The organism is Streptomyces sp. NPDC111516 (genome assembly GCF_055635345.1).
This window is the reverse complement of sequence record NZ_JBVKBV010000030.1, coordinates 14,929-41,099: the sequence shown is the minus strand read 5'-3', so window position 1 is coordinate 41,099 and position 26,171 is coordinate 14,929. Positions and strand designations below refer to the sequence as shown.

At 70.0% G+C, this 26,171-nt stretch carries 20 protein-coding genes and 1 pseudogene; 7 read left to right on the top strand and 14 right to left on the bottom strand.

Annotation, left to right across the window (positions count from 1 at the left end; genetic code table 11):
• Positions 1-59: 59 nt before the first annotated feature.
• Both ACZ7L9_RS34120 and fdh read right to left on the bottom strand, forming a co-directional pair.
• Complete coding sequence (locus ACZ7L9_RS34120; RefSeq protein WP_471421406.1) at positions 60-980, bottom strand: 4Fe-4S dicluster domain-containing protein; 921 nt, start codon at positions 978-980, stop codon at positions 60-62.
• On the bottom strand, positions 977-4,201 hold the full coding sequence (gene fdh / locus ACZ7L9_RS34115) for a formate dehydrogenase (RefSeq protein ID WP_471421405.1): 3,225 nt from the start codon (positions 4,199-4,201) through the stop codon (positions 977-979). Before fdh ends, ACZ7L9_RS34120 begins: the two co-directional genes overlap by 4 nt.
• Before the next feature lie 192 nt (positions 4,202-4,393).
• Here fdh and ACZ7L9_RS34110 point away from each other — a divergent pair, with 192 nt between their 5' ends.
• Together ACZ7L9_RS34110 and ACZ7L9_RS34105 are read left to right on the top strand one after the other, a co-directional pair.
• Positions 4,394-4,729, top strand: coding sequence for a DUF6479 family protein (locus tag ACZ7L9_RS34110; protein WP_471421404.1), 336 nt, complete (start codon positions 4,394-4,396; stop codon positions 4,727-4,729).
• Positions 4,730-4,880: 151 nt separating this feature from the next.
• Positions 4,881-5,708 (top strand): VOC family protein, encoded by an 828-nt coding sequence (locus tag ACZ7L9_RS34105; RefSeq protein WP_471421403.1) that lies wholly within the window; start codon positions 4,881-4,883, stop codon positions 5,706-5,708.
• A gap of 21 nt (positions 5,709-5,729) precedes the next feature.
• On the opposite strand, the pseudogene ACZ7L9_RS34100 reads toward ACZ7L9_RS34105, so the two are convergent.
• A pseudogene (locus tag ACZ7L9_RS34100) lies at positions 5,730-5,921 on the bottom strand (DUF6328 family protein); the annotation flags it as partial.
• A 185-nt stretch (positions 5,922-6,106) separates the two neighbouring features.
• Between ACZ7L9_RS34100 and ACZ7L9_RS34095 the strand changes: the two are divergent.
• Complete coding sequence (locus tag ACZ7L9_RS34095; RefSeq protein WP_471421402.1) at positions 6,107-6,496, top strand: VOC family protein; 390 nt, start codon at positions 6,107-6,109, stop codon at positions 6,494-6,496.
• A 71-nt stretch (positions 6,497-6,567) separates the two neighbouring features.
• On the opposite strand, the gene ACZ7L9_RS34090 is transcribed toward ACZ7L9_RS34095, so the two are convergent.
• The 6 genes from ACZ7L9_RS34090 to ACZ7L9_RS34065 form a co-directional block, all read right to left on the bottom strand.
• Positions 6,568-7,062, bottom strand: coding sequence for a GNAT family N-acetyltransferase (locus tag ACZ7L9_RS34090; RefSeq protein WP_471421401.1), 495 nt, complete (start codon positions 7,060-7,062; stop codon positions 6,568-6,570).
• An 85-nt stretch (positions 7,063-7,147) separates the two neighbouring features.
• On the bottom strand, positions 7,148-7,552 hold the full coding sequence (locus ACZ7L9_RS34085) for a DnaJ family domain-containing protein (RefSeq protein ID WP_471421400.1): 405 nt from the start codon (positions 7,550-7,552) through the stop codon (positions 7,148-7,150).
• Between the two features lie 155 nt (positions 7,553-7,707).
• The gene (locus ACZ7L9_RS34080; protein WP_471421399.1) at positions 7,708-8,505 is read right to left on the bottom strand and encodes a tyrosine-protein phosphatase; all 798 of its coding nucleotides are present in this window, start codon (positions 8,503-8,505) and stop codon (positions 7,708-7,710) included.
• A gap of 305 nt (positions 8,506-8,810) precedes the next feature.
• A complete protein-coding gene (locus ACZ7L9_RS34075) occupies positions 8,811-10,781 on the bottom strand; it encodes an ABC transporter permease (RefSeq protein WP_471421398.1) in 1,971 nt (656 codons plus the stop codon).
• A 116-nt stretch (positions 10,782-10,897) separates the two neighbouring features.
• Complete coding sequence (modA, locus tag ACZ7L9_RS34070; protein WP_471421397.1) at positions 10,898-11,704, bottom strand: molybdate ABC transporter substrate-binding protein; 807 nt, start codon at positions 11,702-11,704, stop codon at positions 10,898-10,900.
• Between the two features lie 79 nt (positions 11,705-11,783).
• Positions 11,784-12,179 (bottom strand): TOBE domain-containing protein, encoded by a 396-nt coding sequence (locus ACZ7L9_RS34065; protein ID WP_471421396.1) that lies wholly within the window; start codon positions 12,177-12,179, stop codon positions 11,784-11,786.
• A gap of 207 nt (positions 12,180-12,386) precedes the next feature.
• Here ACZ7L9_RS34065 and mutA point away from each other — a divergent pair, with 207 nt between their 5' ends.
• From mutA to ACZ7L9_RS34045, 4 genes are all read left to right on the top strand, one after another.
• On the top strand, positions 12,387-14,252 hold the full coding sequence (gene mutA / locus ACZ7L9_RS34060; RefSeq protein ID WP_471421395.1) for a methylmalonyl-CoA mutase small subunit: 1,866 nt from the start codon (positions 12,387-12,389) through the stop codon (positions 14,250-14,252).
• The gene (gene scpA / locus ACZ7L9_RS34055; protein ID WP_471421394.1) at positions 14,252-16,453 is read left to right on the top strand and encodes a methylmalonyl-CoA mutase; all 2,202 of its coding nucleotides are present in this window, start codon (positions 14,252-14,254) and stop codon (positions 16,451-16,453) included. Before mutA ends, scpA begins: the two co-directional genes overlap by 1 nt.
• A gap of 12 nt (positions 16,454-16,465) precedes the next feature.
• Positions 16,466-17,485, top strand: a complete 1,020-nt coding sequence (gene meaB, locus ACZ7L9_RS34050) for a methylmalonyl Co-A mutase-associated GTPase MeaB (RefSeq protein ID WP_471421393.1) — start codon at positions 16,466-16,468, stop codon at positions 17,483-17,485.
• A 359-nt stretch (positions 17,486-17,844) separates the two neighbouring features.
• The gene (locus ACZ7L9_RS34045) at positions 17,845-18,843 is read left to right on the top strand and encodes an aldo/keto reductase family protein (RefSeq protein ID WP_471421392.1); all 999 of its coding nucleotides are present in this window, start codon (positions 17,845-17,847) and stop codon (positions 18,841-18,843) included.
• A gap of 106 nt (positions 18,844-18,949) precedes the next feature.
• On the opposite strand, the gene ACZ7L9_RS34040 is transcribed toward ACZ7L9_RS34045, so the two are convergent.
• From ACZ7L9_RS34040 to ACZ7L9_RS34020, 5 genes are all read right to left on the bottom strand, one after another.
• Positions 18,950-20,311 carry an NAD(P)/FAD-dependent oxidoreductase gene (locus ACZ7L9_RS34040; protein ID WP_471421391.1) on the bottom strand — a complete coding sequence of 454 codons (1,362 nt, stop codon included), beginning with the start codon at positions 20,309-20,311 and terminating at the stop codon, positions 18,950-18,952.
• Between the two features lie 132 nt (positions 20,312-20,443).
• Entirely contained in the window at positions 20,444-20,785 is a 342-nt protein-coding gene (locus ACZ7L9_RS34035; RefSeq protein WP_471421390.1) for a hypothetical protein, read from the bottom strand.
• A gap of 29 nt (positions 20,786-20,814) precedes the next feature.
• On the bottom strand, positions 20,815-22,515 hold the full coding sequence (gene ctaD / locus ACZ7L9_RS34030; protein WP_471421389.1) for an aa3-type cytochrome oxidase subunit I: 1,701 nt from the start codon (positions 22,513-22,515) through the stop codon (positions 20,815-20,817).
• Between the two features lie 438 nt (positions 22,516-22,953).
• Positions 22,954-23,691, bottom strand: a complete 738-nt coding sequence (locus ACZ7L9_RS34025; protein ID WP_471421388.1) for a glucose 1-dehydrogenase — start codon at positions 23,689-23,691, stop codon at positions 22,954-22,956.
• Positions 23,692-23,849: 158 nt separating this feature from the next.
• The gene (locus ACZ7L9_RS34020) at positions 23,850-26,069 is read right to left on the bottom strand and encodes an NADP-dependent isocitrate dehydrogenase (RefSeq protein ID WP_471421387.1); all 2,220 of its coding nucleotides are present in this window, start codon (positions 26,067-26,069) and stop codon (positions 23,850-23,852) included.
• Between the last annotated feature and the right edge of the window lie 102 nt (positions 26,070-26,171).

Here is a 26,171-nt window from a genome sequence, read left to right as displayed (position 1 = left end):
ACCGCGCCGCCGCCGGTTCGGTCGGCCCTTCCGTTCTGTTCTCGTGCTCCCGGTGCCGGTCATCGCTGTCCTCTCCGACGGTTCAGGGCGGGCAGTACGTAGGAAAGTGCGACTCCACCGACGAGGGACAGTGCCGCGACGCCCGCGTGCCGCCACATCGCGGGCAGGTCACGGGTGGTGACGACCGGGTCCGGGGGCAGCCCGTAGACCTCCGGCTCGTCCAGCAGCAGGAAGAACGCCCCGTCGCCGCCGACCCCGTTGTCCGGGTCGTGTCCGTACAGCCGGGCTTCGGTGACGCCGGCGTCGTGGAGCTGTCCGACCCGCAGGGCGGCCCGTTCGCGCAGTTCGTCCAGCGGCCCGAACTGGATGGACTCGGTCGGGCACGCCTTCGCGCAGGCCGGTTCCTGGCCGGCGCCCAGCCGGTCGTAACAGAGTGTGCATTTGAACGCCCGCCCGTCGGCGGGGCGTTGCTCGATCACCCCGTAGGGGCAGGCGGGCACGCAGTAGCCGCAGCCGTTGCAGATGTCCTCCTGGACGACGACCGTCCCGAACTCCGTCCGGAACAGCGATCCCGTCGGGCAGACGTCCAGGCACGCGGCGTGTGTGCAGTGCTTGCAGACGTCCGAGGACATCAGCCAGCGCATCCCGTCGGGTCCGGGTTCGGGTACGTCGGCGCTCCCGGCCGCCGCACCCGTGCCGACGAGCGGCAGCTCGGTACGCCCGTCCGGCACCGGCTGTTCGATGAAGGCGACATGACGCCAGGTGGACGCGCCGAGTCCGCCGGTGTTGTCGTACGACATGCCGGTCAGCGCGAGGCCGTCCTCGGGGAGCGCGTTCCACTCCTTGCAGGCGACCTCGCACGCCTTGCAGCCGATGCAGACCGACGTGTCCGTGAAAAAGCCGACGCGCGGCGGTGCGTCGCGGTGCCCGGCGTCGCCCGCCGGGTCCGGCTCCGGCCCGCTGAACAGGTCCTTCCTCACGCCCGGTCCTCCGTTCCGGTCTGTGCCGTGATGCCGGCGCGGCGGCGGTACTCGGCCACCAGCTCCGGGAGGTCCGGGCCCCTGGGACGGCGGCCCGGACGGATGTCGGCGGTGAGCGCCTTGTCCTCCTGGATCAGGGCGTTGGGGTCGAGTGCGATGGCCACCAGTTCATTGGCGGCGTCACCGGTGGCGATCCCGTTGGGACCCCAGTGGAAGGGCAGCCCGATCTGGTGCACCGTGCGTCCCTGGACGGTCAGCGGGGTGATCCGCCGAGTCACCATGACACGTGCCTCGATGGCGTTCCGCGCGGTGATGATCGTGGCCCAGCCGCCGTGTTCGAGACCGCGTTCGGCGGCGAGTCCGGGCGAGACCTCGCAGAAGAACTCGGGTTGCAGCTCGGCGAGATAGGGGGACCAGCGGCTCATGCCGCCCGCGGTGAAGTGTTCGGTTAGGCGGTGCGTGGTGACGACGTACGGATAGACGTCCGCGCCCGGCTCGTCCCCGCTGGGGTGGTAGCGGTTGCCCTCGCGCGGGTGCAGGTGCCGGACGGGAGAGCGCGAGCGCGACGGGTACAGGGCGTTGGTGAACGGCGAGTCCTGCGGTTCGTAGTGCGTGGGCAGCGGGCCGTCCTCCAGTCCGGCGGGGGCGTAGAGCCAGCCCTTGCCGTCGGCCTGCATGATGAACGGGTCGTCACCGCGCAGGGCGTCGGGGCCGGTCGCGTCGTCGGACGGCACATGGCCGGGCGCCCGGTCCTCGATGAAGTCCGGGACGTCGTGTCCGGTCCAGCGGCGTTCGTTCTCGTCCCACCACACATAGGCCTTGCGTGGGCTCCACGGTGTGCCGTCGGGGGCTGCCGAGGCCCGGTTGTAGAGGATGCGGCGATTGGCCGGCCAGGCCCAGGCCCATTCGGCGGCCACCCAGTCCTGTTCGGTGTGGGGCTTGCGGCGGGCGGCCCGGTTGACGCCGTCCGCGTACACGCCGCAGTAGATCCAGCAGCCGCAGGCGGTCGAGCCGTCGCCCCTGAGTTCGGTGTACGCGGACAGCGGCGCCCCGTCCGGGGCGTGCCCGTTGATCTCCGCCAGCACGGCGGCGGCCACCGGTTCGTCCCGTGCGCCCTCGACGGGATAGTCCCAGGTCAGGTCCTGGACGGCGCGGTCCATCGGGTCCGTGGACGTGGCCAGGCGTTCCTTGATGCGGCGGCCGAGGTGGTACATGAACCAGAGGTCGCTGCGGGCGTCGCCGTCCGGCTCGACCGCGGCGTGGTGCCACTGGAGCCATCGGTTGGTGTTGGTGAAGGAACCGGACTTCTCGGTGTGGGCGGCGGCCGGGAAGAAGAAGACCTCGGTGCCGATCTCCTCGGTGCGCAGTTCGCCCGTCTCGATCTCGGGTCCGTCCTGCCACCAGGTGGCGGACTCGATGAGCGAGAAGTCCCGTACGACCAGCCAGTCCAGCTCCGCCATGCCGAGCCGCTGCAATCGGGTGTTGGCCGAGCCGACGGCCGGGTTCTCACCCATCAGGAAGTAGCCCTTGCAGACGCCGTCGAGCTGCGCGAGCACCGTTTCGTACGTCGAGTGGGCGCCGGTCAGCCGGGGCAGGTGGTCGAAGCAGAAGTCGTTGTCGGCGGTGGCCGCGTCCCCGTAGTACGCCTTGAGCAGGCTGACGAAGTAGGCCCGCATGTTGCCCCAGAACCCCTTGCCGGTGCGGCCGGCGTCGATGTACGCGCCCAGGTCCGGGTGGGCGTGGGCGTGCGGCATGGGGAGGTAGCCGGGCAGCAGGTTGAAGAGGGTGGGGATGTCGCTGGAGCCCTGGATCGACGCGTGGCCGCGCAGCGCCTGGATGCCGCCGCCGGGGCGGCCGATGTTGCCCAGCAGGAGCTGGAGCACGCTCGCGGCACGAATGTACTGGGCTCCCACCGAGTGCTGGGTCCAGCCCACGGCGTAGGCGAACGCGCTGGTGCGTTCACGTCCCGAGTTTGCGGTCAGCGCGTCGCACACCTGCCGGAACACCGCACTCGGCACGCCGCAGGTCTCCTCGACCAGTTCGGGGGTGTAGCGCGCGTAGTGACGCCTGAGGATCTGGTAGACGCAGCGGGGGTGCCGGAGGGTTTCGTCACGTGGGGGCCGTGGGGCGGTCCGCGGGCCGCCCGAGCCGTGTGCTTCGGAGCCGGCCGCTCCGTGGGTACGGTCGTGCACGTCCTCGCCGTCGTCGGATTGTTGGTACTGCCAGCTCCTCCGGTCGTAGTGGCGCCGTTCCTCGTCCAGTCCGGAGAAGACGCCGTCGAGGTCCTCGGTGTCGCGGAAGTCCTCACGGACCAGGGTGGCCGCGTTGGTGTAGGCGAGGACGTACTCGCGGAAGTCCTTCTCCTCGGTGAGGACATGGTTGATGATGCCGCCGAGGAAGGCGATGTCGCTGCCCGCCCGGATCGGTACGTGCAGGTCGGCCAGGGCGCTCGTACGGGTGAAGCGCGGGTCCACATGGATGATGCGGGCGCCGCGCGCCTTGGCCTCCATCACCCATTGGAAGCCGACCGGGTGGGCCTCGGCGAAGTTGGACCCCTGGATGACGATGCAGTCGGCGTGCTGGAGGTCCTGCATGAAGGTGGTGGCCCCGCCGCGTCCGAACGAGGTACCGAGGCCGGACACGGTCGAGCTGTGACAGACCCGTGCCTGGTTCTCCACCTGCACCACGCCGAGCCCGGTCAGCAACTTCTTGATCAGGTAGTTCTCCTCGTTGTCGAGGGTGGCCCCGCCGAGGCTCGCGATACCGAGCGTGCGGGCCGTGCGGAACCCCTCGTGCTCCCACTCCCACGTCCTGCGCCGGGTCTCGACCACCCGGTCGGCGACCATGTCCATGGCCGTCTCCAGATCGAGCGGCTCCCAGTCGCTCGCGTACGGGCGCCGGTACAGCACCTGGTGGTGGCGGGACGGGCCCGTGGTGAGCTGGAGCGTCGCGGATCCCTTGGGGCAGAGCCGCCCCCGGCTGATCGGCGAATCGGGGTCACCCTCGATCTGTACGACGCGGTCGTCCTTGACGTACACCTGCTGACCGCAGCCGACCGCGCAGTACGGGCAGACGGACTGCACGACTCGGTCGGACGTGGCGGTACGGGGCCTGAGACCGGCTGTCGCGGGCGACATCGCGGCACGCCCCCTGCCCAGCGGATCACCGCCGGTCAACTGCCGGTAGACCGGCCACCGGCTGAGCGGATTCGGCACTCCCATCGCTTCCCTCCAGCGAATTCGAGGATCCTCACCAGGCTCGCCCCGCTGCCGGGTGACGGCGACACGAGGCCGCCGTCAGGCTGACGGGCCGAGCGCCCGCACCACCGAAACTCTTTTAGGTCTATATCCACTTAAAACATGAATTCGCAGTTATTACCGAGTGATGCCTGCTCCTCGGGGTATCCGGGAGGCATGGACGTATCGAACGGAGACCTCAGTTCACTGGCCGTCACCCTCGCCGCCGAAGGGCGCGGCGCGGTCGGCGCAGTGATGGGCATTGTCGGAGTGGCGGTCGTGGGCATGCTGATCGGCGGCTTCTGGCTGGGCAAGAAGCGCCGGGCCCAGGAGCCGCCGCCGCCCCGGCCCGAGGACCAGCCACCGCTACCGGACCACCGGAGCCACATCGAGCAACGCGATGTCCACGCCGACGACAGCTTCCCGCCCAACGGCCGGGGGCTGTCCCCCTACGAGCTCGGTGATCGCGGAAACCAGCCCATCCATCGCGACACCGACGAGCAGCGTGACTGACTTCCCGGACCGCCGGGAGGTCAGTCACCGCACCGCGCCGCAGCTCAGTGCGCGACGGCGCCGCGTGTTGCGGGAGTGGCCGCCCGCGGTGAGGCTGGTGAGGCTCCGACGGCCACGCGCAGGCCGCAGAACCGATGAAGGCAGTAGGACCATGACCCGAAGCCATCCCGGGGCGGCGTCGATGCCGGCGCCGCTGACCGGATCCGCAGCGCCCTGCTGGGTCAATCTCATGACCCGCGACCTGGGAGCGGCGCAGGAGTTCTACGGCGCCGTGCTGGGCTGGACCTTCCGGCCGGGCAAGCTGGGGCAGGAGTTCTCCGTCGCACGCCGCGGGGATGTGCCGGTCGCCGGCATCGGCGCGGTGGCGACCGCTTACCAGGTGGCCGTTGCCTGGACGCCCTACTTCGCCGTCCCCGACGCCGACGCGGCGGCCTCACGCATCCGTGAGCGCAGCGGCACGGTCGCGGTGGGGCCGCTCGCGCTCGGCAAGGGGCGCGGGGCGCTGGCGGCCGATCTCGACGGCGCGGTGTTCGGCATCTGGGAGCGGACCGAGCCCGCGACCTCGCCCCCGGCGCCGGACGGTTACTCGCACGCCTGGCTGCGACTGCACACGAGGAACGCCTTCGACGCAGCGATCTTCTACGGCGGGGTGCTCGACTGGGCGAGCGGCCACCCCGGGAGCTGCGAGGTTTCGTACGAGAAGGACGAGGTCGTCGTCGACTGCAACGGGCGCCGGCTCGCCCGGATCAGTTCCGGAGCGGTGGAGGCGGCACCCGATCCGCTGGTCCGCCCGCACTGGCAGGTCCACTTCCCCGTCGCCGATGTGGCGGCCACGGTCGAGGCGGCCCGGCAGAACGGTGGCGGTCTCGTCGAACAGCGTCCGCTGGGTCAGGGCAGCGAGGCGACCCTGCTGGACCCGGACGGCGGGCTCTTCACGGTCACCGACGTCCGGGACCCCACGGCGGTCGATGCGGGCTGATCCGGACGCCCTGTACGGGGGTCATCTCTCGCGTTCACGCGAGGAACGGGCCAGCACCCGGGCCGGGAACACGAACCAGCAGACCAGGAGCCACAGCGCCATGCCGGCGGCCGGCCACGGGGCGAGAGAGTTGCGCAGGGCCACCCGAGGGACGAGCAGCAGGGTGGAGCACGTGGAGCACAGCAGCAGCACCAGTCCGAGCACCGTGAGCCTCCGTCCCGATGCACGGAGTGCATCGCCTGGCCCTCCTCACCCACCGTAGACCTCACTGCGATCACACCGGTCCCTCGACGCCCCGTCCGGACGCGTCTAGGATCTTGAGTACGGCATCGCGCGTCGGTCACCGGCCGGGTGAGGCGTGGAGGTGCCCGTGAGATGCCTGTTGGAGGCATTCCACAGTGTCAGTCGAGTTGAATCACACCATCATTTCCGCCCGGGACAACCGGGAGTCCGCCGAGTTCCTCGCGGACATACTGGGCCTGGAAGTCGGCACGGAATGGGGCCCGTTCGTCCCGGTCGCCACCGCGAACGGCGTCACCCTGGACTTCGCGACCGTTCCCGAAGCGTCGATCGCCCTGCAGCATTACGCCTTCCTCGTCTCGGAGCCGGAGTTCGACAGGGCGTACGCCCGTATCAAGGAGCTCGGGCTCACCTACTACGCGGACCCGCATCGGAAGCATCCGGGCGAGATCAACCACAACGACGGTGGCCGAGGTGTGTACTTCCTCGATCCCGCCGGTCACGCCATGGAGATCATCACGCGTCCGTACGGGGGCTTCCCCTCGTAACACGGTGTATGGGAAAGGGGGTTCGGCCGGAATCCGGGCACGGGTTCCGGCCGAACCCTTCCCGCGTCGGTTCAGTCGACCGGCAGCACCAGTTCGGGCCTGTCCCACATCACCGCGGGCGGGTTGGCGGCGAGGGTGCCGGTGCGCCGGGCGCCCACGCTCCGGTAGAAGCCCTCGGCGGGCGGATGCGAGACAATGCGGACGCCGCCGGTCAGGCCGGTGCGCCGCGCCTCGTCGCGCAGATGCGCGACGAGCAGCCGCCCGATACCGAGACCCTGTGCGTCGTCGGCGACGAACATGAGGTCGAGTTCCGCCGGGTCGAGGATCAACGCGTAGAAACCGAGGAGCCGGTCGGTGCCGGCCTCGACGGCCGCGAAGACCTGGTGGGTCTCGATGTAGTCGGGCCCCACCCGGTACCCGGCGACCATGGCGGCGTAGTGGCCCTCGTAGGCGCGTGAGGTCCTGACCAGCCGGGTGAGCCGCCTGGCATCCTGTGCGGTCGCGCGCCTGACCCGTACGCTCTCGCGACGCGCACCGCCATCCGTGCGCGTAATACTCGATCTCATAGAGGGAGTATTACGCATCCGATTGCGTGTCCGATACCTGGCCGGCCGCTGCCGGGCCCTTGCCCCCGAGACCCCGGGCCCGGGGCTACGACGAACGCCGGGCCGCGCACCATTCGTCGACCATGGCGTCGATGTCGAACGGTTTGAGGTTCAGCAGGGGCCCGGGGGGCGGCCGTCGAATGGCTGCCCGAATCTTCTCGTTGACCTCGGCCAGCATGCGCCGCACGTCGCCCTCCGTCCGCGCCCCGGACACGGCCTCACGCACGTCCTCCGCCTCCTTGCGCAACGCCAGGACCGGCGGGAGAACCGAGACCCCCTCCCGTTGCATCTTCCGCTTGATCCACCAGGTCTCGTCGTACGGAGCGTCAAGGGAGTCGAGAGGCTTGCCGAATCCCGGCAACTGCGAGAAGTCACCGCGCTGCTCGGACTCGCGGATCTGCTTGTCGACCCATGATTCGAAGCTGACGCCCGCAGGCTTGCGTTCGGTCAACGTAGGCCCCTCTCGGAGTATTCGCATTCCGGCCCTTTCACCATACCCAGGCCCCCGGCAATGCCCTCGTGCCGGTCGGCGGCACCCTGCCCCGACGCGAGGCGACATACCCCTGAGGGGTATAATCGGGAAGGAACCGGGTTCCGGCGTTCAGCTCAGGCGGACATCGCGAGTCCACTGCGCAGCCGCTCCACCGCGGGCTGCGGAATCCTCAGCCCGTCGCGCACGTATCCGTCGAGCCCGCCCCACCGCTCGTCCATGGCGTCCAACGCCATGTCCAGATAGCGGGGGCGGACCTCGATGATCGCGGAGGCGATCTCCGGGTCACCGCCCGCGTCCAGGAAACCCTGTACGTACGGGGCATAGGCGACCCGTACGACCGGATTCACCGCGAGGAACTCGGCCCGCACCACGTCCCGTTCCGCACCGAGCATCATCAGCAGCAGCGCGGTGGCCCAGCCGGTACGGTCCTTGCCGGCCGTGCAGTGGAAGAGCACCGGGCGGGCCCGGTCGTCGGCGGCCGTCTCGACGAAGGCGCGGTAGGCGGCGGCGGCCCCCGGCGAGAGCACCATCTGGCGGTAGGTCTCGGCGAACATCTCCTCGGCCTTCCCGCTGCCCAGAAGCTGCTCCGCCTCGACCGGGTCGGCGAGCAGCGCGCGCAGCCGGGCAGGTGCCACGCCCGGGTTGTCGCCGAGCACATCGGCGACGAAGAGCCGTGCGCCCGGAGGCAGCCGGTCGGGGGCCGCCGTGCGCTCGTCGGCGGTCCGCAGATCGACGACGGTACGGATGCCGAGCTCGGCCACCACCACGTCCCGCACCGCGTCCAGCCCGCTGAGCTGGCCGGAGCGCAGTACGGCGCCCGGTCGGACCTGGTGGCCGGGGCCCAGAGAGATGCCGCCCAGATCGCGCAGATTGACGACGGTGGATGCCGGGACGGCCCTGGCGGTCTGCACGATGAACTTCCCCTTTTCCCGACACGTATCCGAATTGATTCGACGACTGGCCGGATCAAACGTCGCACGCGGCCGGGAATTCGACAAAGTAAAACGCCGCAGGGACGCCGACAGAGGACACCGAAGAAGATAGCGAGAATGCGAAATCGTCACCGCTTCTCGCCAGGTCAGAATTCTTCTCCGGGTCAGCATCGCGGCGCCGGGTCGGCTGTCTCGTTTCCCGGTATACCGCGACCAGGAACAGTTGGCCGCGCGACGGGGGCGGCGGTCGTTGGAGTTGCGACCGCGTGATTCCCGGTGATCGGTCACAGGGTGACGACGGTGACCTCGGTCGCCTTGACGCCGGTCCATACGGCCGTCCCCTCGCTGAGGCCCAGCTCGGTCGCCGCTTCGGGGGTGATCTCGGCAACCAGGTCCGGGACCTCCTCCGAGCCGATCACCACCCGGAGCCTGCTGCCCACGGCGGTGAGCTCACGGACCGTGCCGGACCAGACGTTACGGGGGCTTCCCCCTGGCCTGACCTCGTGCACGGAGACCGCTTCCGGCGCGATGATCGCGAGGGCCGCCGTCCCCTCGGCAAGGGAGTCCGCCACGACGAGCCGGCCGCCGTCGGCGAGGCCGAGGGTGCCGTCGGCGGCGGCGGTACCGGGCCAGGCGTTGCGGCCGAGCATCCGGGCCACCCAGGGCGAGCGCGGACGCCGGGTCACCTCGGCCGGTGCTGCGTGCTGAAGGATGCGGCCCTCGTCGAGTACGAGCACCCGGTCGGCCAGCGAAACCGCTTCGACGGGGTCGTGGGTGACGATCAGGCAGACGCCGCCGAAGCCGGCGAGGTGGGTGCGCAGGGTGTGCCGGACGTGGGCGCGGGTGGTCTGGTCGAGGGCGGCGAGCGGCTCGTCGAGCAGCAGCAGCCAGGGGCGGGCGGCGAGCGCCCTGGCCAGGGCCACGCGCTGGGCCTGGCCGCCGGAGAGCTGGGCGGGCCTGCGGTGGGCGAGACCACCGACGCCCAGACGGTCGAGCCACTGCTGTGCCTCGCGTCGGGCCTCGGCCCGGGGGACGCCGTGGGCGCGGAGTCCGTACGCCGTGTTCGTCAGGGCGCTCAGATGCGGGAAGAGCGCACCGTTCTGCGGCACCCAGGCGACCTGGCGGCGGTGCGGGGGCAGCGCGGTGACGTCGGTGTCGCCGAGGCGCAGCCGGGCCCGGGCGCGCGGGGTGAGGCCGAGGAGGGCGCGCAGCAGGGTCGTCTTGCCCGCGCCGTTGGGTCCGACGACGGCGATGGTGGTGCCTGGTGCCGCGTCGAGGGTCAGCCGGGTGAAGCCGGTGACCTCGGCGTGCAGCGACCGGCTCTCCTGCGGGACGGGATGCGCTTCGTGGCCCGGCCGGACGGTCGGGGAGCAGGCCGTGCCCGTACCGTCCGTGCCGTCCATGGCAGCCATGTCGTCCGTGGCGCGCTCGGGGGCGCGTGCGCGGTCGCGCGGTGTTCCGGTCCAGCGCCCGCGCAGAGCGATCAGTACGGCCATGGCGATGGCGAGGAGCAGGAGCGAGACGGAGGTGGCGGCCTCCGGGGAGTCCTGGAGCAGCAGGTAGACCTGGAGAGGCAGCGTCTGGGTGGTACCGGGCAGGTTGCCCGCGAACGTGATGGTCGCGCCGAACTCGCCGAGCGCCCGAGCCCAGGTGAGTGCGGCCCCGGCGGCCAGACCGGGGGCGACCATCGGGAGGGTGACCGTGAAGAACACCCGGACCGGTGAGGCGCCCAGGGAGGCCGCGGTCTCCTCGTACGAGGGGCGCAGACCTGCCAGTGCGCCTTCGAGGCTGATGACAAGGAACGGCATCGCGACGAAGGTCGCCGCGACCACCGCGCCAGAGGTGTGGAACGGCAGGGTGATCCCGAAGGTGCTCTCCAGCCAGGGGCCGAGCAGGCCCCGGCGGCCGAAGCTGAGGAGGAGCGCCACGCCTCCGACGGTGGGTGGCAGCACCATCGGCAGCAGGACCAGCGAGCGGACGAGCGCCTTGCCGGGGAAGTCGACCCGGGCCAGCAGCCAGGCCAGGGGCACCCCGAGCAGCAGCGAGAGGCCCAGGGCCCAGAACGAGACGAGCAGCGACAGTCTGAGCGCCTGGGTGACTCCCGGGCTGGTCAGATGGGTGCCCAGGTCGGCCCAGGAGGTGCGGGCCAGGACGCCGATCAACGGCATCATCAGGAACGCGACGGCGAGCAGCGCGGGGAGGGCCAGGAGGACGGGGGTGCGCGCGCCCGGCACCCGGCTGCGGAGTGCTCTCATCGGATTCCCTGGGTCATCGGTCGGTACGTGCGGGACTGGTTCGTCCGCACCGGGCTGCCCCGTCCCCCCGGACGGGGCAGCCCGGTGCGGTGTGTACGGCGTGCCGGTGAGCTCCTCTAAGGCTGCTGGAAGCCCGCGGCCTGCAGGATCTTCTGCGCCTCGGGGGTGCTCAGCCACTTCACGAACGCTGTCGCGGCCTCGGCGTTCTTGGACTGCCGCAGCGTCGCCGCCGGGTAGGAGGCGATGGCGTTCTGCGCGTCGGGGATGTCGATGGCGTCGACCTTGTCGGTGGCCGTCTCGGCGTCCGTCTTGTAGACGATGCCGGCGTCGGCCTCGCCCAGCTCGACCTTGCTGAGGACGGCGCGGACGTTGGGCTCCTGGGAGACCGCCTTGACGGTGAGCTTCTGCGCGTCGAGGACCTGCTTGCTGTACCGGCCGACCGGAACCTCCGGTGCGGCCAGGACGACCTTGAGCTCGGGGTTCGTCAGGTCCTTCAGGCTCGCGATCTTCTCCGGGTTGCCCTCCCCCGTGGCGATGACGAGGCGGTTCTTGGCGATGACGGTGGGGGTGCCGGTGTCCGACTTCAGCCCGTCCATCGTCCTGGTGTCCGCGGTGACCAGGGCGTCGGCGGGGGCTCCCTGCTTGACCTGGGCGGCGAGTTCCTGGGAGCCGGCGAAGGAGAACGTCACCTCCGTTCCCGGGTGCTCCTTCTCGTACGCGGCGCCCGCGGTCTTGAACACATCGGTGAGCGAGGCCGCGGCCAGCACCGTCAGCCGGGCCCCGGGGGTGCCGGACGACGCCGCGGACTTCCCGGTGGAGTCCTTCTCGGTGCCGCCACCGCTGCCGCACGCGGCGAGTGGGACCAGTAGCGCGGTGGTCACGATCGCGGCGGCGGCGCGGCGCTTGGTGAGGGTGGTCGTCATGATGCCGGGGCTCCTTGAAGTTGATGCGCGTCGTAGGTGATCCACGTCGTGTCTGATGCACGTCGTGGGTGAGGCGCGATCAGACGCGGTCGATGTGCACGTTGGTGGACTTCACGCGAGCGGTGGCCTGCATGCCGACCTCCAGTCCGAGTTCCTCGACGGCCTCCCGGGTGAGCAGCGACACCAGCCGGTGCGGGCCCGCCTGGATCTCGACCTGGGCCGCGACATCGCCGAGCTTCACTCCGGTGACGATGCCCGGGAAGGCGTTGCGGGCCGATGTGTACGAGGTGTCGTCCTCGCCTCCCCCGCCCTGACCGATCTCGATCGAGAACGCGGCCAGATCCCGGCCGTCGATGAGTCTGCGGCCGCCTTCGTCGCGGTGGGTCGCGACCCGTCCGGCGTCCGCCCAGCGGCGGGCCGTGTCGGGGCTGACCCCCAGCAGACGCGCCGCCTGCCCGATTGTGTAGGACTGCATGTGCCACAAGATATTCGGTTTCATCTCGCAGCTGCAATCCATCTGGCTGATTCATGGAGCAAATGCCAGGCTCATTGGAGGAAGCACCAACAGTCGGCTCCGGGCCGACTACGCGACCGTGTGTGAAGGATCAAGTGCGGTCGGAGAGGGCAAGGTCACAGACGGAGCCCCTGCTGCTCGTCCGAGACCTGACCTAGCATCTGGGCCATGACGGTCCAGCCTGCCGACGGGCTTTCGTTGGCCGCCGAATTCCCTCACCCCGCCCATGAGCAGTGGCAGAGCCTCGTCGAAGGCGTGCTGCGCAAGTCGGGCAAGGATGTTTCGGGTTCGGCCGCCGAGGAAGCACTGTCCACCACGGTGGAGGACGGGCTCATCACCCGCCCCCTCTACACCTCGCGCGACAGCGCGCCCGATGCCGGATATCCGGGCTTCGCCCCCTTCACCCGCGGCGGCAAGGCCGAGGGCAATGCGGCGGGCGGCTGGGACGTACGGCAGCGGCACACCTTGCCGGATGCCGCCCGCCTCAACGAGGCGGTGCTCGCCGATCTGGAGAACGGTGTCACCTCGCTGTGGCTGGCCGTGGGCGGAGCCGGAGGCATTCCGGTGTCCGCTCTGGCGGCGGCGCTGGACGGCGTCCATCTGGATCTCGCCCCCGTGGCGCTCGAAGCGGGAGGTGAACTCGACGCTGCGGCAACGGAGTTGCTCCGGCTCTACACGGAGCGGCGCGTCGACGCGCAGGCCGCTCGCGGCAACCTCGGCGCCGACCCGCTCGGGCAGGCCGCTCGCAGCGGCGCCGGACCCGACCTCACGACGGCGGTCCACTGGGCCCGGCGGTGCGCCCGGGAGTATCCCGGTCTGCGGGCGCTGACCGTCGACGCCCTGCCGTACCACGAGGCCGGCGGCTCTGCCGCCGAGGAGCTGGGCGCTTCGCTGGCGACCGGGGTCGCCTATCTGCGGGCACTAACGGAAGCCGGGCTCAGCCTCGAAGAGGCTTGTGCCCAGCTGGAGTTCCGGTATGCCGCGACGGCCGATCAGTTCCTGACCATCGCCAAGCTGCGGGCCGCGCGGCGGCTGTGGGCCCGGGTCGCCGAGGTGTGCGGGGCTGCCGGCGCCGGGGCGCAGCGCCAGCACGCGGTGACGTCGTCGGTGATGATGACGCGGCGCGACCCGTGGGTGAACATGCTGCGGACGACGCTGGCATGCCTGGGCGCGGGGGTCGGCGGGGCCGACTCCGTCACCGTGCTTCCGTTCGATCACGCCCTGGGTCTGCCGGACGCCTTCGCCCGGCGCATCGCCCGAAATACGTCGACGATCCTCCTGGAGGAGTCGCATCTGGCCCGGGTGATCGACCCGGCGGGCGGCTCCTGGTACGTGGAGCGGCTCACCGCCGAACTCGCCGACGCCGCCTGGGCGTTCTTCCAGGAGATCGAGCGGTCGGGCGGCCAGGCGGCCGCCCTGCGCTCGGGAATGATCGGGGAACGGCTCGCGGCGACCTGGGCGGCCCGCAGCAAGGATCTGGCGCGGCGCAAGGAACCGGTCACCGGGGTCAGTGAGTTCCCGCAGTTGACGGAGCGCCCGGTGGAGCGCGGGGCGCCCCCCGCCGAGGTGTCCGCCACGGCGTCGGGCGGTTTGCCCAGGGTCCGTCGTGACGAGGCGTTCGAGGCGTTGCGTGCCCGGTCGGACGCCCATCTCGCGGCGACCGGGCAGCGGCCGCGGGTGTTCCTCGCCGCCCTCGGCCCGGCCGCGGCGCACACGGCGCGGGCGTCGTTCGCCTCGAACCTGTTCCAGGCGGGCGGGATCGAGCCGGTCCACGACCCGGAGTCGGTCGACGCGGCGACGGCCGCCGACGCGTTCAAGGCGAGTGGGGCCGCCGTGGCGTGCGTCTGTTCCAGCGACGCGCTCTACGCCGAGCAGGCCGGGGCGGTCGCGGAGGCACTGGCCTCGGCCGGCGCGCTGCGGGTGTTCCTCGCCGGCCGACCCGGCGGGTACACCGGTGTCGACGAGTACGTCTTCGCGGGCTCCGATGTGGTGGCCGTGCTCTCTTCCGTCCTCGACCGTATGGGTGTGGCGTAATGCGTATCCCTGACTTCTCCGACATCGGGCTCGGACCGGGCGGCGTCGCCGAGGTGTCCGAGGACCAGTGGCGCGATTCCGTGAAGGAGTCCTCCGGCAGGTCCGACGGTGATCTGCTGTGGGAGACCCCGGAAGGCATCACGGTCAAGCCGCTGTACACCGGGCGTGACCTGGAGGGGCTCGACTTCCTCGGTACGTATCCGGGCATCGCCCCGTATCTGCGGGGCCCGTACCCGACGATGTACGTCAACCAGCCCTGGACGATCCGGCAGTACGCCGGGTTCTCCACAGCCGAGGAGTCCAACGCCTTCTACCGCCGCAACCTCGCGGCCGGGCAGAAGGGCCTCTCCGTCGCCTTCGACCTGCCGACCCACCGCGGCTACGACAGCGACCATCCTCGGGTGACCGGCGACGTCGGCATGGCGGGTGTGGCGATCGACTCGATCTACGACATGCGGCAGCTCTTCGACGGCATCCCGCTGGACCGGATGTCGGTGTCGATGACGATGAACGGTGCGGTGCTCCCCGTACTCGCGCTGTACATCGTCGCCGCCGAGGAACAGGGCGTTGGGCCCGAGAAGCTGGCCGGGACCATTCAGAACGACATTCTGAAGGAGTTCATGGTCCGCAACACGTACATCTATCCGCCGAAGCCCTCGATGCGGATCATCTCCGACATCTTCGCGTACACCTCGCAGAAGATGCCGCGCTACAACTCGATCTCCATCTCCGGCTATCACATCCAGGAGGCGGGTGCGACAGCCGATCTGGAGCTGGCGTACACCCTGGCGGACGGGGTGGAGTATCTGCGGGCCGGGCGGGACGCCGGTCTCGACGTGGACGCGTTCGCGCCGCGACTGTCGTTCTTCTGGGCGATCGGCATGAACTTCTTCATGGAGATCGCCAAGTTGCGGGCGGCCCGGCTGCTGTGGGCCAAGCTGGTCAGGGAATTCGAGCCGAAGAACGCCAAGTCGCTGTCCCTGCGCACCCATTCACAGACGTCGGGGTGGTCGCTGACCGCGCAGGACGTGTTCAACAACGTCACCCGGACCTGCGTGGAGGCGATGGCCGCGACCCAGGGCCACACCCAGTCGCTGCACACCAACGCGCTCGACGAGGCGCTCGCCCTGCCGACGGACTTCTCTGCGCGCATCGCCCGCAACACCCAGCTGCTGCTCCAGCAGGAGTCCGGCACCGGCCGGGTCATCGACCCGTGGGGCGGCAGCGCGTACGTGGAGAAGCTGACGTACGACCTGGCGCGGCGCGCGTGGCAGCACATCGAGGAGGTCGAGGCGGCGGGCGGCATGGCGCGGGCCATCGACGCGGGCATCCCCAAGCTCCGGGTCGAGGAGGCCGCGGCCCGTACGCAGGCGCGGATCGACTCGGGGCGTCAGCCGGTGATCGGGGTCAACAAGTACCGGGTGGAGACCGACGAGCAGATCGATGTCCTCAAGGTCGACAACTCCTCGGTGCGCACCCAGCAGATCGAGAAGCTGCGCCGGCTGCGCGAGGAGCGCGACGAGTCGGCCTGCCAGGAGTCTCTGCGCGCGCTGACCGCGGCGGCCGGACGGGACCCCGGACCCGGCCTCGACAGCAATCTGCTGGCACTCGCCGTCGACGCGGCACGCGCGATGGCGACCGTGGGCGAGATCTCGGACGCCTTGGAGAAGGTGTACGGGAGGCACGCCGGCCAGATCCGTACGATCTCCGGTGTGTACCGCAACGAAGCAGGTGAATCCCCCTCCGTCGACCGTACCCGGGCGCTGGTGGACCGGTTCGAGGAGGCCGAGGGGCGCCGTCCGCGCATCCTGGTCGCCAAGATGGGGCAGGACGGCCACGACCGCGGACAGAAGGTGATCTCGACCGCCTTCGCCGACCTGGGCTTCGACGTCGACGTCGGCCCGCTGTTCCAGACGCCCGCCGAGGTGGCGCGGCAGGCGGTGGAGGCGGATGTGCACATCGTGGGCGTCTCCTCGCTGGCCGCCGGGCATCTCACCCTCGTCCCGGCGCTCCGCGAGGAGCTGGCGGCCGAGGGCCGCGACGACATCATGATCGTGGTGGGCGGGGTGATTCCGCCGCAGGACGTCCAGGCGCTGCACGAGGCGGGGGCAGCGGCCGTGTTCCCGCCCGGCACCGTGATTCCGGATGCCGCGTACGACCTGGTGACGCGGCTCGGTGCCGCGCTCGGCCACGAGCTGTGAGCCGCTGAACCGATGGCTCCGAAGATCGACATCGACAGCTACGCGAAGGGCGTGCTCGACGGGAAGCGGGCGTACATCGCACGCGCCATCACTCTCGTCGAGTCCACTCGCCCCGATCACCGGTCGCTGGCCCAGCAGTTGCTGCGCGAGCTGCTGCCGTATTCCGGCCGGGCCCGGCGCATCGGCATCAGCGGCGTGCCCGGGGTCGGGAAGTCCACGTTCATCGACGCCCTCGGCACGATGCTCACCGGGCTCGGCCACCGGGTCGCGGTGCTGGCCGTCGATCCCTCCTCCAGCCGTACCGGCGGCTCCATCCTGGGCGACAAGACCAGAATGGAGCGCCTCGCGGTGGACCCCGCGGCGTTCGTGCGTCCCTCCCCCACCGCGGGAACGCTCGGCGGGGTCGCCAAGGCGACCCGGGAGTCCATCGTGGTGATGGAGGCAGCGGGATACGACGTGGTGCTGGTGGAGACGGTCGGCGTCGGCCAGTCGGAGACGGCGGTCGCCAATATGGTCGACACGTTCCTGCTGCTGACACTGGCCCGTACCGGCGATCAGCTCCAGGGCATCAAGAAAGGCGTCCTGGAGCTGGCGGACGCCATCGCGGTCAACAAGGCGGACGGCCCGCACGAACGCGACGCGCGAGCGGCCGCGCGCGAACTGGCCGGCGCGCTGCGGCTGATGCACCCGGTGGACGCGGCGTGGACGCCCCCGGTCCTCACCTGCAGCGCCCGGGAGTCGACCGGCCTCGACACGCTGTGGGAGCGGCTGGAGCAGCACCGTGCGCTGCTCGAATCGACCGGGCGGCTCGCGGCGAAGCGGCGTGCCCAGCAGGTCGACTGGACCTGGACGATGGTGCGGGACGAACTGCTGGAGAGTCTGCGTGCCCATCCGGAGGTACGCGCGCTCACACCGGGGCTGGAACAGCGGGTACGGGACGGCGAGTTGACGGCCACACTGGCGGCCGAGCAGATCCTGGGCGCGTTCCGGGGCACGGCCTCGGTGGCGGAGGCCGGTGACCCCGCGCACTGACGGGTGACTCCGCCGCACGCCCGAAGGGCGTGGCCCGCGCCTTCATCCACCGTGCGAGGCCGCGCCCTCGTGCCTGAGAGCCTGTCGGGTGACCTTCGATCGGAGAGCGGACGCGGCGTGGTGCGTGCGATTCCAAGGCGCCGGGGTGGCCTCGGATGGGGTCTCCCCGGCTCCTTGAGAGCTTGGGGAAGGAGCTACTAGGGCATTTCGGCAACGCCGGAAGCGTGCGTGCCACGCCGTGGCCGCCCGATCAGAGGTCACCCGACAGGCTCTGAGCCTGTCCGAGCCGCGCCGGACGGCGCAATAGCATGGACGCCCTCGCATGATCCGTCCCCCACGAGCACAGGGAGAGCAGGCACATGGAATTCCGCCGACTCGGCCGCAGCGGCCTGACCATCAGTGAGATCGCTTACGGAAACTGGCTCACCCACGGCTCCCAGGTGGAGGAGGACGCGGCGATCGCCTGTATCCGTGCCGCGCTCGATGCCGGGATCACCACCTTCGACACGGCGGACGTCTATGCGGAGACACGAGCCGAGGCCGTCCTCGGCCGGGCGCTCAGGAACGAACGCCGTGAGGGACTGGAGGTGTTCACCAAGGTGTACTTCCCGACCGGTCCCGGCCACAACGACCGGGGACTCGGCCGCAAGCACATCATGGAGTCCATCGACAACTCGCTGCGCCGACTGCAGACGGATTACGTGGACCTGTACCAGGCGCACCGCTACGACCACTCGACGCCGCTGGAAGAGACCATGCCGGCGTTCGCCGACGTCGTCCGCTCCGGCAAGGCCCTGTACATCGGCGTTTCGGAATGGACGGCCGACCAGCTCCGGGACGGCCACGCACTGGCCCGCGAACTCCACGTCCCGTTGATCTCCAACCAGCCGCAGTACTCGGCGTTGTGGCGGGTCATCGAGAGCGAAGTGGTGCCCGCGTCGGAGGAGCTGGGCATCGGTCAGATCGTCTGGTCGCCGGTCGCCCAGGGCGCCCTCACGGGCAAGTACAAGCCCGGGGCGCCACTCCCGGCGGGCTCCCGGGCGACGGACGACAAGGGCGGCGCGAGCATGGTCGCCGGCTGGCTCCGCGACGACGTGCTGGAGCGCGTCCAGCAGCTGCGGCCGCTCGCCGACCAGGCCGGTCTGAGTCTCGCCCAGCTCGCGGTCGCCTGGGTGCTGCAGAACCCCAACGTCTCCGCCGCGATCATCGGCGCCTCCCGGCCCGAGCAGGTGACGGAGAACGTCGGGGCGGCGGGTGTGACACTCGACGCGGAGCTGCTGAAGAGCATCGACGACATCCTGGAACCGGTGGCGGAACGGGATCCCGGGCTGACGGCCGGGCACGAGGGCAGCAGCTGATTCGGCCGGCCGGGGAGTGCGCCCACGGGTCACCCGCCCCGGAGCAGATGACCGTCCCGATGCCTTCGGGCATGGTTCACGCCGCGTCCTGCCGAGCGGTTACGGGTCAGGTGCCGGTGTGCAGCGAGGCGGTGTGCTCGCGGACCTGTGCCGGGGTGAGGTAGGAGTCCGTGTACTCGAAGTCACGTAGCTTGGCCGGATTCCGGGCCTGGAAACCGGTGCGTACGAAGTCGTCGCCCGCGATGGCGTTGAGCATCCAGTTGGTCATCACCCGCGCCTTGGCCACATTGGTGCGCAGCGCCGACCAGTGGTAGCCGCGGGCGACGGCCTGGGCGGCGATTCCATGCATTTCGATACCGACCGGCTTGGAGACCGCGTCCTTGCCGCCGAGGTCCACGACGAGACCGAGGTCCTTGTGGACATACGGCTTCAGCGGCTGGTGCCGCAGCGTGGCGATGAGGTTGTCGGCGAGCCTGCGGCCCTGGCGCATGGCGTGCTGCGCGGTGGGCGGGCAGACCGCCCCGCCGCCCTTGCTCAGGTCCGGTACGGCCGCGGCGTCACCGAGCGCGAAAATGCCGTCGAAGCCCGGCAGGACCATCTCGGGCGTCACCGCCAGCCGGCCGCGTACCGTCTCCGCGTCGAATGTGGAGACCAGGGGGCTCGCGGCGACTCCCGCCGTCCAGATCAGGGTGCGGCAGGGCACCACCCGGCCGTCGGTGAAGGTCACCTTCTCCGGCCCGGCCTCGGCGATGGACACCCCGAGCGACACCTCGATGCCGCGTCCGCGCAGCACCTCCAGGGCGCTCCGGCCGAGCTTGTCCCCGAGTTCCGGCATCAGCTTCGGGGCGATGTCGATGAGGTGCCACTTGATCAGCTTCGGGTCGAGTCGCGGGTACTGCCTGAGCGCGTTCGTGGTGAGACGCTGCAGACAGGCGGCCGTCTCGGTGCCGGCATAGCCCCCGCCGACGACCACGAACTGCAGGCGCGAGGCCCGCTCGTTCTCGTCGTGGCTGGCGTCCGCGAGATCGAGTTGCGCGATCACGTGATCGCGTACGTACGCCGCCTCGGCGAGCGTCTTCATGCCGCGGGCGTGGTCGACCAGGCCGGGGATGTCGAAGGTACGGGTGACGCTCCCTGGGCTGAGGACGAGATAGTCGTACGGTTCGTAGACGATCTCGTCGGTGATCTTGCGAATGACGCAGATCTTCGCCTTGGGGTCCACTCCGATGGACCCGCCCGGGATGATCCGGGTGCGGTGTTTGCGGCTGCGGCGCAGGGACACCGCGACCGACTGCGGGGTGAGCACACCTGCCGCCACCTGCGGCAGCAGTGGCAGATAGAGCTGGTACGAGAACGGGGCGACGAGCGCGATCTCCGCCTCGCCGGGGATGAGGGCGCGCTCCAGGCGGCGTACGCATTCCACCCCGGCGAATCCGGCGCCGACAACGAGAATCCTGGGTCGTGCCACGGTGTTCGTCCCTTCTCGGGCCTGCGCGGTCGTCCGTTCGCCTGCCCCGTCGCACGCGCCCGTCATCTCTCATCTTCACGAGCCGCTTCCGACTTCGCCTGCTGAGGACGGCGGACGGACGACGTCTCGGGGTCAGCGCACCAGGAGAGTGACCGCCGTACAGGTGCCGCCGACCGCGCCGACGAGCACGACACCGGCGGCTACACAGCGGGCCCGCAGCCTGCGGTAGCGCGCGTCGTATTCATCGCGCAGTTCGGCGGCGCGGACGCAGATCCGCCAGAGCATGGCCCGCGACGCGGCGACACGGTCCGCGGTGTAGACGCGCTGCACGTCCTCACGCTGTGCCGTGGTGAGCCAGGGCAGTTCGTCGGTGAAGCGGCCCGCCCGTCGTCGTGCCTCCTCGATCTCGGCGTTCCACAGCAGATAGCCCTCCAGCTGCGCAAGACCGCGGGCGGTGTCCTTGTCGGGGTCCACGCGCTTCTCCTATCCGGGTACCGCTGTACTCACGCCTGCTGGTCAGGACGGACGGCTTCGTCGAGGGCCCGCACCGTGGGGTGGTGCAGGTCGAAAGCCGGGGATTCGGAACGGATCCGCGGCAGGGTGTGGAAGTTGTGCCGCGGCGGTGGGCAGGACGTCGCCCACTCCAGCGAACGGCCGTAGCCCCACGGGTCGTCGACCCCGACGCTCTTGCCGTACCTGGCGGTCTTCCACACGTTGTAGAAGAACGGCAGCATCGACAGGCCGAGCAGGAACGAGGAGATCGTCGAGATCGTGTTCAGCGCGGTGAAGCCGTCGGCGGCGAGGTAGTCCGCGTAGCGGCGCGGCATGCCCTCGGCACCGAGCCAGTGCTGCACCAGGAACGTGCCGTGGAAGCCCACGAACAGCGTCCAGAACGTGATCTTGCCGAGCCGCTCGTCCAGCAGCTTGCCGGTGAACTTCGGCCACCAGAAGTGGAATCCCGCGAACATCGCGAAGACCACGGTGCCGAAGACGACATAGTGGAAGTGCGCGACGACGAAATACGAGTCGGAGACGTGGAAGTCCAACGGGGGCGACGCCAGGATCACACCGGTCAGACCACCGAAGAGGAAGGTGACCAGGAAGCCGATCGACCAGAGCATCGGTGTCTCGAAGGACAACGACCCCTTCCACATCGTGCCGATCCAGTTGAAGAACTTCACACCGGTCGGTACCGCGATGAGGAATGTCATGAACGAGAAGAACGGCAACAGCACACCGCCGGTGACGAACATGTGGTGCGCCCACACGGTCGCCGAGAGGCCTGCGATCGCGATCGTCGCCCCGATCAGACCGAGATAACCGAAGACCGGCTTGCGGCTGAAGACCGGAAGGATCTCGGTGACGATTCCGAAGAACGGCAGGGCGATGATGTACACCTCCGGGTGGCCGAAGAACCAGAAGAGGTGCTGCCAGAGCAGCGCGCCGCCGTAGGCCGGGTCGAATACGTGCGCACCGAACTTGCGGTCCGCCTCCAGCACCAGGAGGGCCGCCGCGAGGACCGGGAAGGCCAGCAGGACCAGCACAGCGGTCAGCAGGACGTTCCAGACGAAGATCGGCATGCGGAACATCGTCATGCCGGGGGCGCGCATGCAGATGATCGTGGTGATGAAGTTGACCGAGCCGAGGATCGTGCCGAAGCCGGAGAAGGCCAGGCCCATGATCCACATGTCGCTGCCGATGCCCGGCGAGCGGACCGCGTCGGTCAGCGGGGAGTAGGCGAACCAGCCGAAGTCGGCCGCGCCCTGCGGGGTGAGGAAGCCGGCCACGACGATGATCGAGCCGAAGAGATACGCCCAGTACGCGAACATGTTCAGCCGCGGAAACGCCACATCGGGTGCGCCGATCTGCAGCGGCATGATCCAGTTCGTGAAACCGGCGAACAGCGGGGTGGCGAACATCAGCAGCATGATCGTGCCGTGGATCGTGAACGCCTGGTTGAACTGCTCGCTCGAAACGATCTGGATCCCGGGACGGGCCAGCTCCGCGCGCATGACGAGGGCCAGCACACCACCGACGACGAAGAAGGCGAACGACGTGACGAGGTAGAGCGTGCCGATCGTCTTGTGATCCGTGGTGGTCAGCCACTTGATGACGACATTGCCCGGTTGCTTGGCGCGTACCGGAATCTCGTTCGCGTACGCCTCCTCTTCGTCGGCTGCCCCGGTTGAGCCCGTCGTCGTCACTGGGACGCTCCTTCGATTGCCATTCGCGGGTAGGCCGCGCACCCGCCAGGGGCGCCGCCTCCACCGGCCGGCCGACCGGCCGCTCCCGCGCGCGTCACGCCAGATTCCAGGTGCAGCAAATCAGCCGCGGGGCCACTCTGTGCGGCCCTGCGCCCGCCGTCGCGTGACTTTCACTCGTCAGGGCGCCCTCCGGTCCGGGCCTCCGCCCCGCTCGCCCCCGATATGGCAATCGGCGGGGGTGACGGACGACGACGTGGTCCACGGCGCAGGGTACGGAGTTCTCTCCCGCTCAACCCGCCACGACCGCGCACCGGTTCACTCAATCGTTTCGCCACGGCACCTCGGGGCAGCCCGAACTGCCGCACCGGGCAACGTTGTTACCGGCAAGGACGGTGAACGCCGGGTCCGGTGACCGGTCCGGGCGACCCCGGGCGTCCCTCAGGCCAGCCCGCCCGTCGCGCGCACGTTCTGGCCGGTGATCCACCGGCCGTCGTGGCCGGCCAGGAAGGCGACCACATCGGCCACGTCCGCAGGTTCGCCCAGTCGGCCGAGGGGGGTCATACCGGCGACTGCCTCGAGCGCCTCCGGCTGGTTGGTGCCGCGCAGCAGCTCGGTGTCGGTCGCGCCGGGCGAGACGGTGTTGACCGTGATCCCGCGTGCTCCGAGTTCGTGGGCGGCAACGGCGGTGAGCTGCTCGACGGCACCCTTGCTGGCGGCGTACGCGGAGATGCCGGGGCCCGGCCGCACGGTGTTCGCGGTGGAGATGTTCACGATGCGGCCGCCGTCGCGCATCCGCCCCGCCGCGTGGCGGATCGTCATGAAGACCGCTCTGGTGTTGACCGTCATCACCCTGTCGAACACCTCCGGGTCGGTGTCCGCGATGAGGGACGGGGGGAGGCACAGCGCGGCGTTGTTCACCAGGATGTCGAGTCCGTCCAGCCGCTCCTCGGCGGCTTCCATCAGCTGCCGGGCCCCGTCCGGGTCCGTGAGGTCGAGACGGATGGCCGTGGCCGTGCCGCCGTTGTCCCGCACCGTGCGGACGACCTCCTCGGCCGCGTCGTCGCTGGTGGCGTAGTTGAAGACGACGTGCACCCCGTCGCGGCACAGGCGCTCGACGATCGCGCGGCCGATACCCCGCGATCCTCCGGTGACCACCGCGTTCTTGCCTGCCGGCATGGTCTCTCCCCCTTCGACGAGCAGTTGATCCGGTCGTTCGAACCTACCGGCGCAGCGGCTCGTCGTACGCGACCGCCCCGGCCGGGCATGATGCCGGCCGGGGCGGAAGGGACGAGAGGTGAGGGGCGCCGGAACGCCCCCCTTCCATGCCGGTCTCGTCAGCGCAGGCCGGCGATGGCCTGGGTGAACGTCGCCGACGGGCGCATGACGGCCGAGGCCTTGGCCGGGTCGGGCTGGTAGTAGCCACCGATGTCGGCCGGCGAGCCCTGCACCGCGACCAGCTCGTCGACGATGGTCTGCTCCTGCTCACCCAGCGTCTTCGCCAGGCCGGCGAACGCCTGCGCCAGCTGCGCGTCGTCGGTCTGCGCCGCCAGCTCCTGGGCCCAGTAGAGGGCCAGGTAGAAGTGGCTGCCGCGGTTGTCGATGCCGCCCAGCTTGCGGCTCGGCGACTTGTCCTCGTTGAGGAAGGTGCCGGTCGCGCGGTCGAGAGTGTCGGCGAGGACCTGGGCACGCGCGTTGCCCGTGGTCTTCGCCAGGTGCTCGAAGCTGGCAGCCAGCGCGAAGAACTCGCCGAGGCTGTCCCAGCGCAGGTAGTTCTCCTTGACGAGCTGCTGGACGTGCTTGGGTGCGGAACCGCCTGCGCCGGTCTCGAACAGGCCGCCGCCGTTCATGAGCGGGACGACGGAGAGCATCTTCGCGCTCGTGCCCAGTTCGAGGATCGGGAACAGGTCGGTCAGGTAGTCACGCAGCACGTTGCCGGTGACCGAGATCGTGTCCTCGCCGCGGCGGATGCGCTCCAGTGAGAACGCGGTCGCCTTCACCGGCGACATGATCTCGATCTGCAGGCCGTCGGTGTCGTGGTCGGCGAGGTACGTCTTGACCTTGGCGATCAACTGCGCGTCGTGGGCACGGTCCTCGTCGAGCCAGAACACGGCCGGGGCGCCCGTGGCGCGGGCGCGGGTGACGGCGAGCTTGACCCAGTCCTGGATCGGCAGGTCCTTGGCCTGGCACATGCGGAAGATGTCGCCCGCGCCCACGACCTGCTCCAGCACGACGTTGCCGCTGCCGTCGACGACCCGCACCGTACCGGTGGTGGGGATCTCGAAGGTCTTGTCGTGGCTGCCGTACTCCTCGGCCTTCTGCGCCATCAGGCCGACGTTCGGTACGGAGCCCATGGTCGACGGGTCGAAGGCACCGTTGGCGCGGCAGTCGTCGATGACGACCTGGTAGACACCCGCGTAGCTGCTGTCGGGGAGCACCGCGAGGGTGTCGGCCTCGTTGCCGTCCGGGCCCCACATGTGACCGGAGGTGCGGATCATGGCCGGCATGGAGGCGTCGACGATGACATCGCTCGGTACGTGCAGGTTGGTGATGCCCTTGTCGGAGTCGACCATGGCCAGCGCGGGGCCTTCGGCGAGCTCGGCCTCGAAGGACGCCTTGACCTCGGCGCCCTGAGGCACGGAGTCCAGGCCCTTGAGGATGCCGCCGAGACCGTCGTTCGGGGAGAGGCCGGCCGCGGCCAGCACATCGCCGTACTTGGCGAAGGTGTTCGGGAAGAAGGCGCGGACCACATGGCCGAAGATGATCGGGTCGGAGACCTTCATCATGGTGGCCTTGAGGTGGACGGAGAACAGCACGCCCTCGGCCTTGGCGCGGGCGACCTGCGCGGTGAAGAACTCGCGCAGGGCCGCGACGCGCATGACCGCCGCGTCGACGACCTCGCCCGCGAGCACCGGCACCGACTCGCGGAGCACGGTGATGCTGCCGTCGTCACCGGCGAGCTCGATGCGCAGCGAACCGGCCTCGGCGATGACCGTGGACTTCTCGGTGGAGCGGAAGTCATCGACGCCCATGGTGGCGACGTTCGTCTTCGAGTCTGCCGACCAGGCGCCCATGCGGTGCGGGTGCGTCTTGGCGTAGTTCTTGACCGAGGCGGGGGCGCGGCGGTCGGAGTTGCCCTCGCGCAGCACGGGGTTCACCGCACTGCCCTTGACCTTGTCGTAGCGCGCGCGGACATCCTTGTCCTCATCGGTCTGCGGGTCGTCCGGGTAGTCCGGAAGCGCGTAGCCCTGAGCCTGGAGCTCGGCGATGGCAGCCTTCAGCTGCGGGATCGAGGCCGAGATGTTCGGGAGCTTGATGATGTTGGCCTCGGGCGTCTTGGCCAGCGCACCGAGCTCGGCGAGCGCGTCGTCGATGCGCTGGCTCTCCTGGAGACGCTCGGGGAAGCCGGCGATGATGCGCCCGGCCAGCGAGATGTCACGGCTCTCGACATTGACCCCGGCCGTGGAGGCGTAGGCCTGGACGACGGGCAAGAACGAATACGTCGCCAGGGCCGGGGCCTCGTCGGTGTGTGTATAGATGATGGTCGAGTCAGTCACCCTGTGCTCCGCTCCACGTCTGCAACATTGCTTGACATCAAGATATCTTGTGATCGCTGCCGACTCGACAGGGCCCTGCCCCCTGCCTCGGCGGGAGCCACC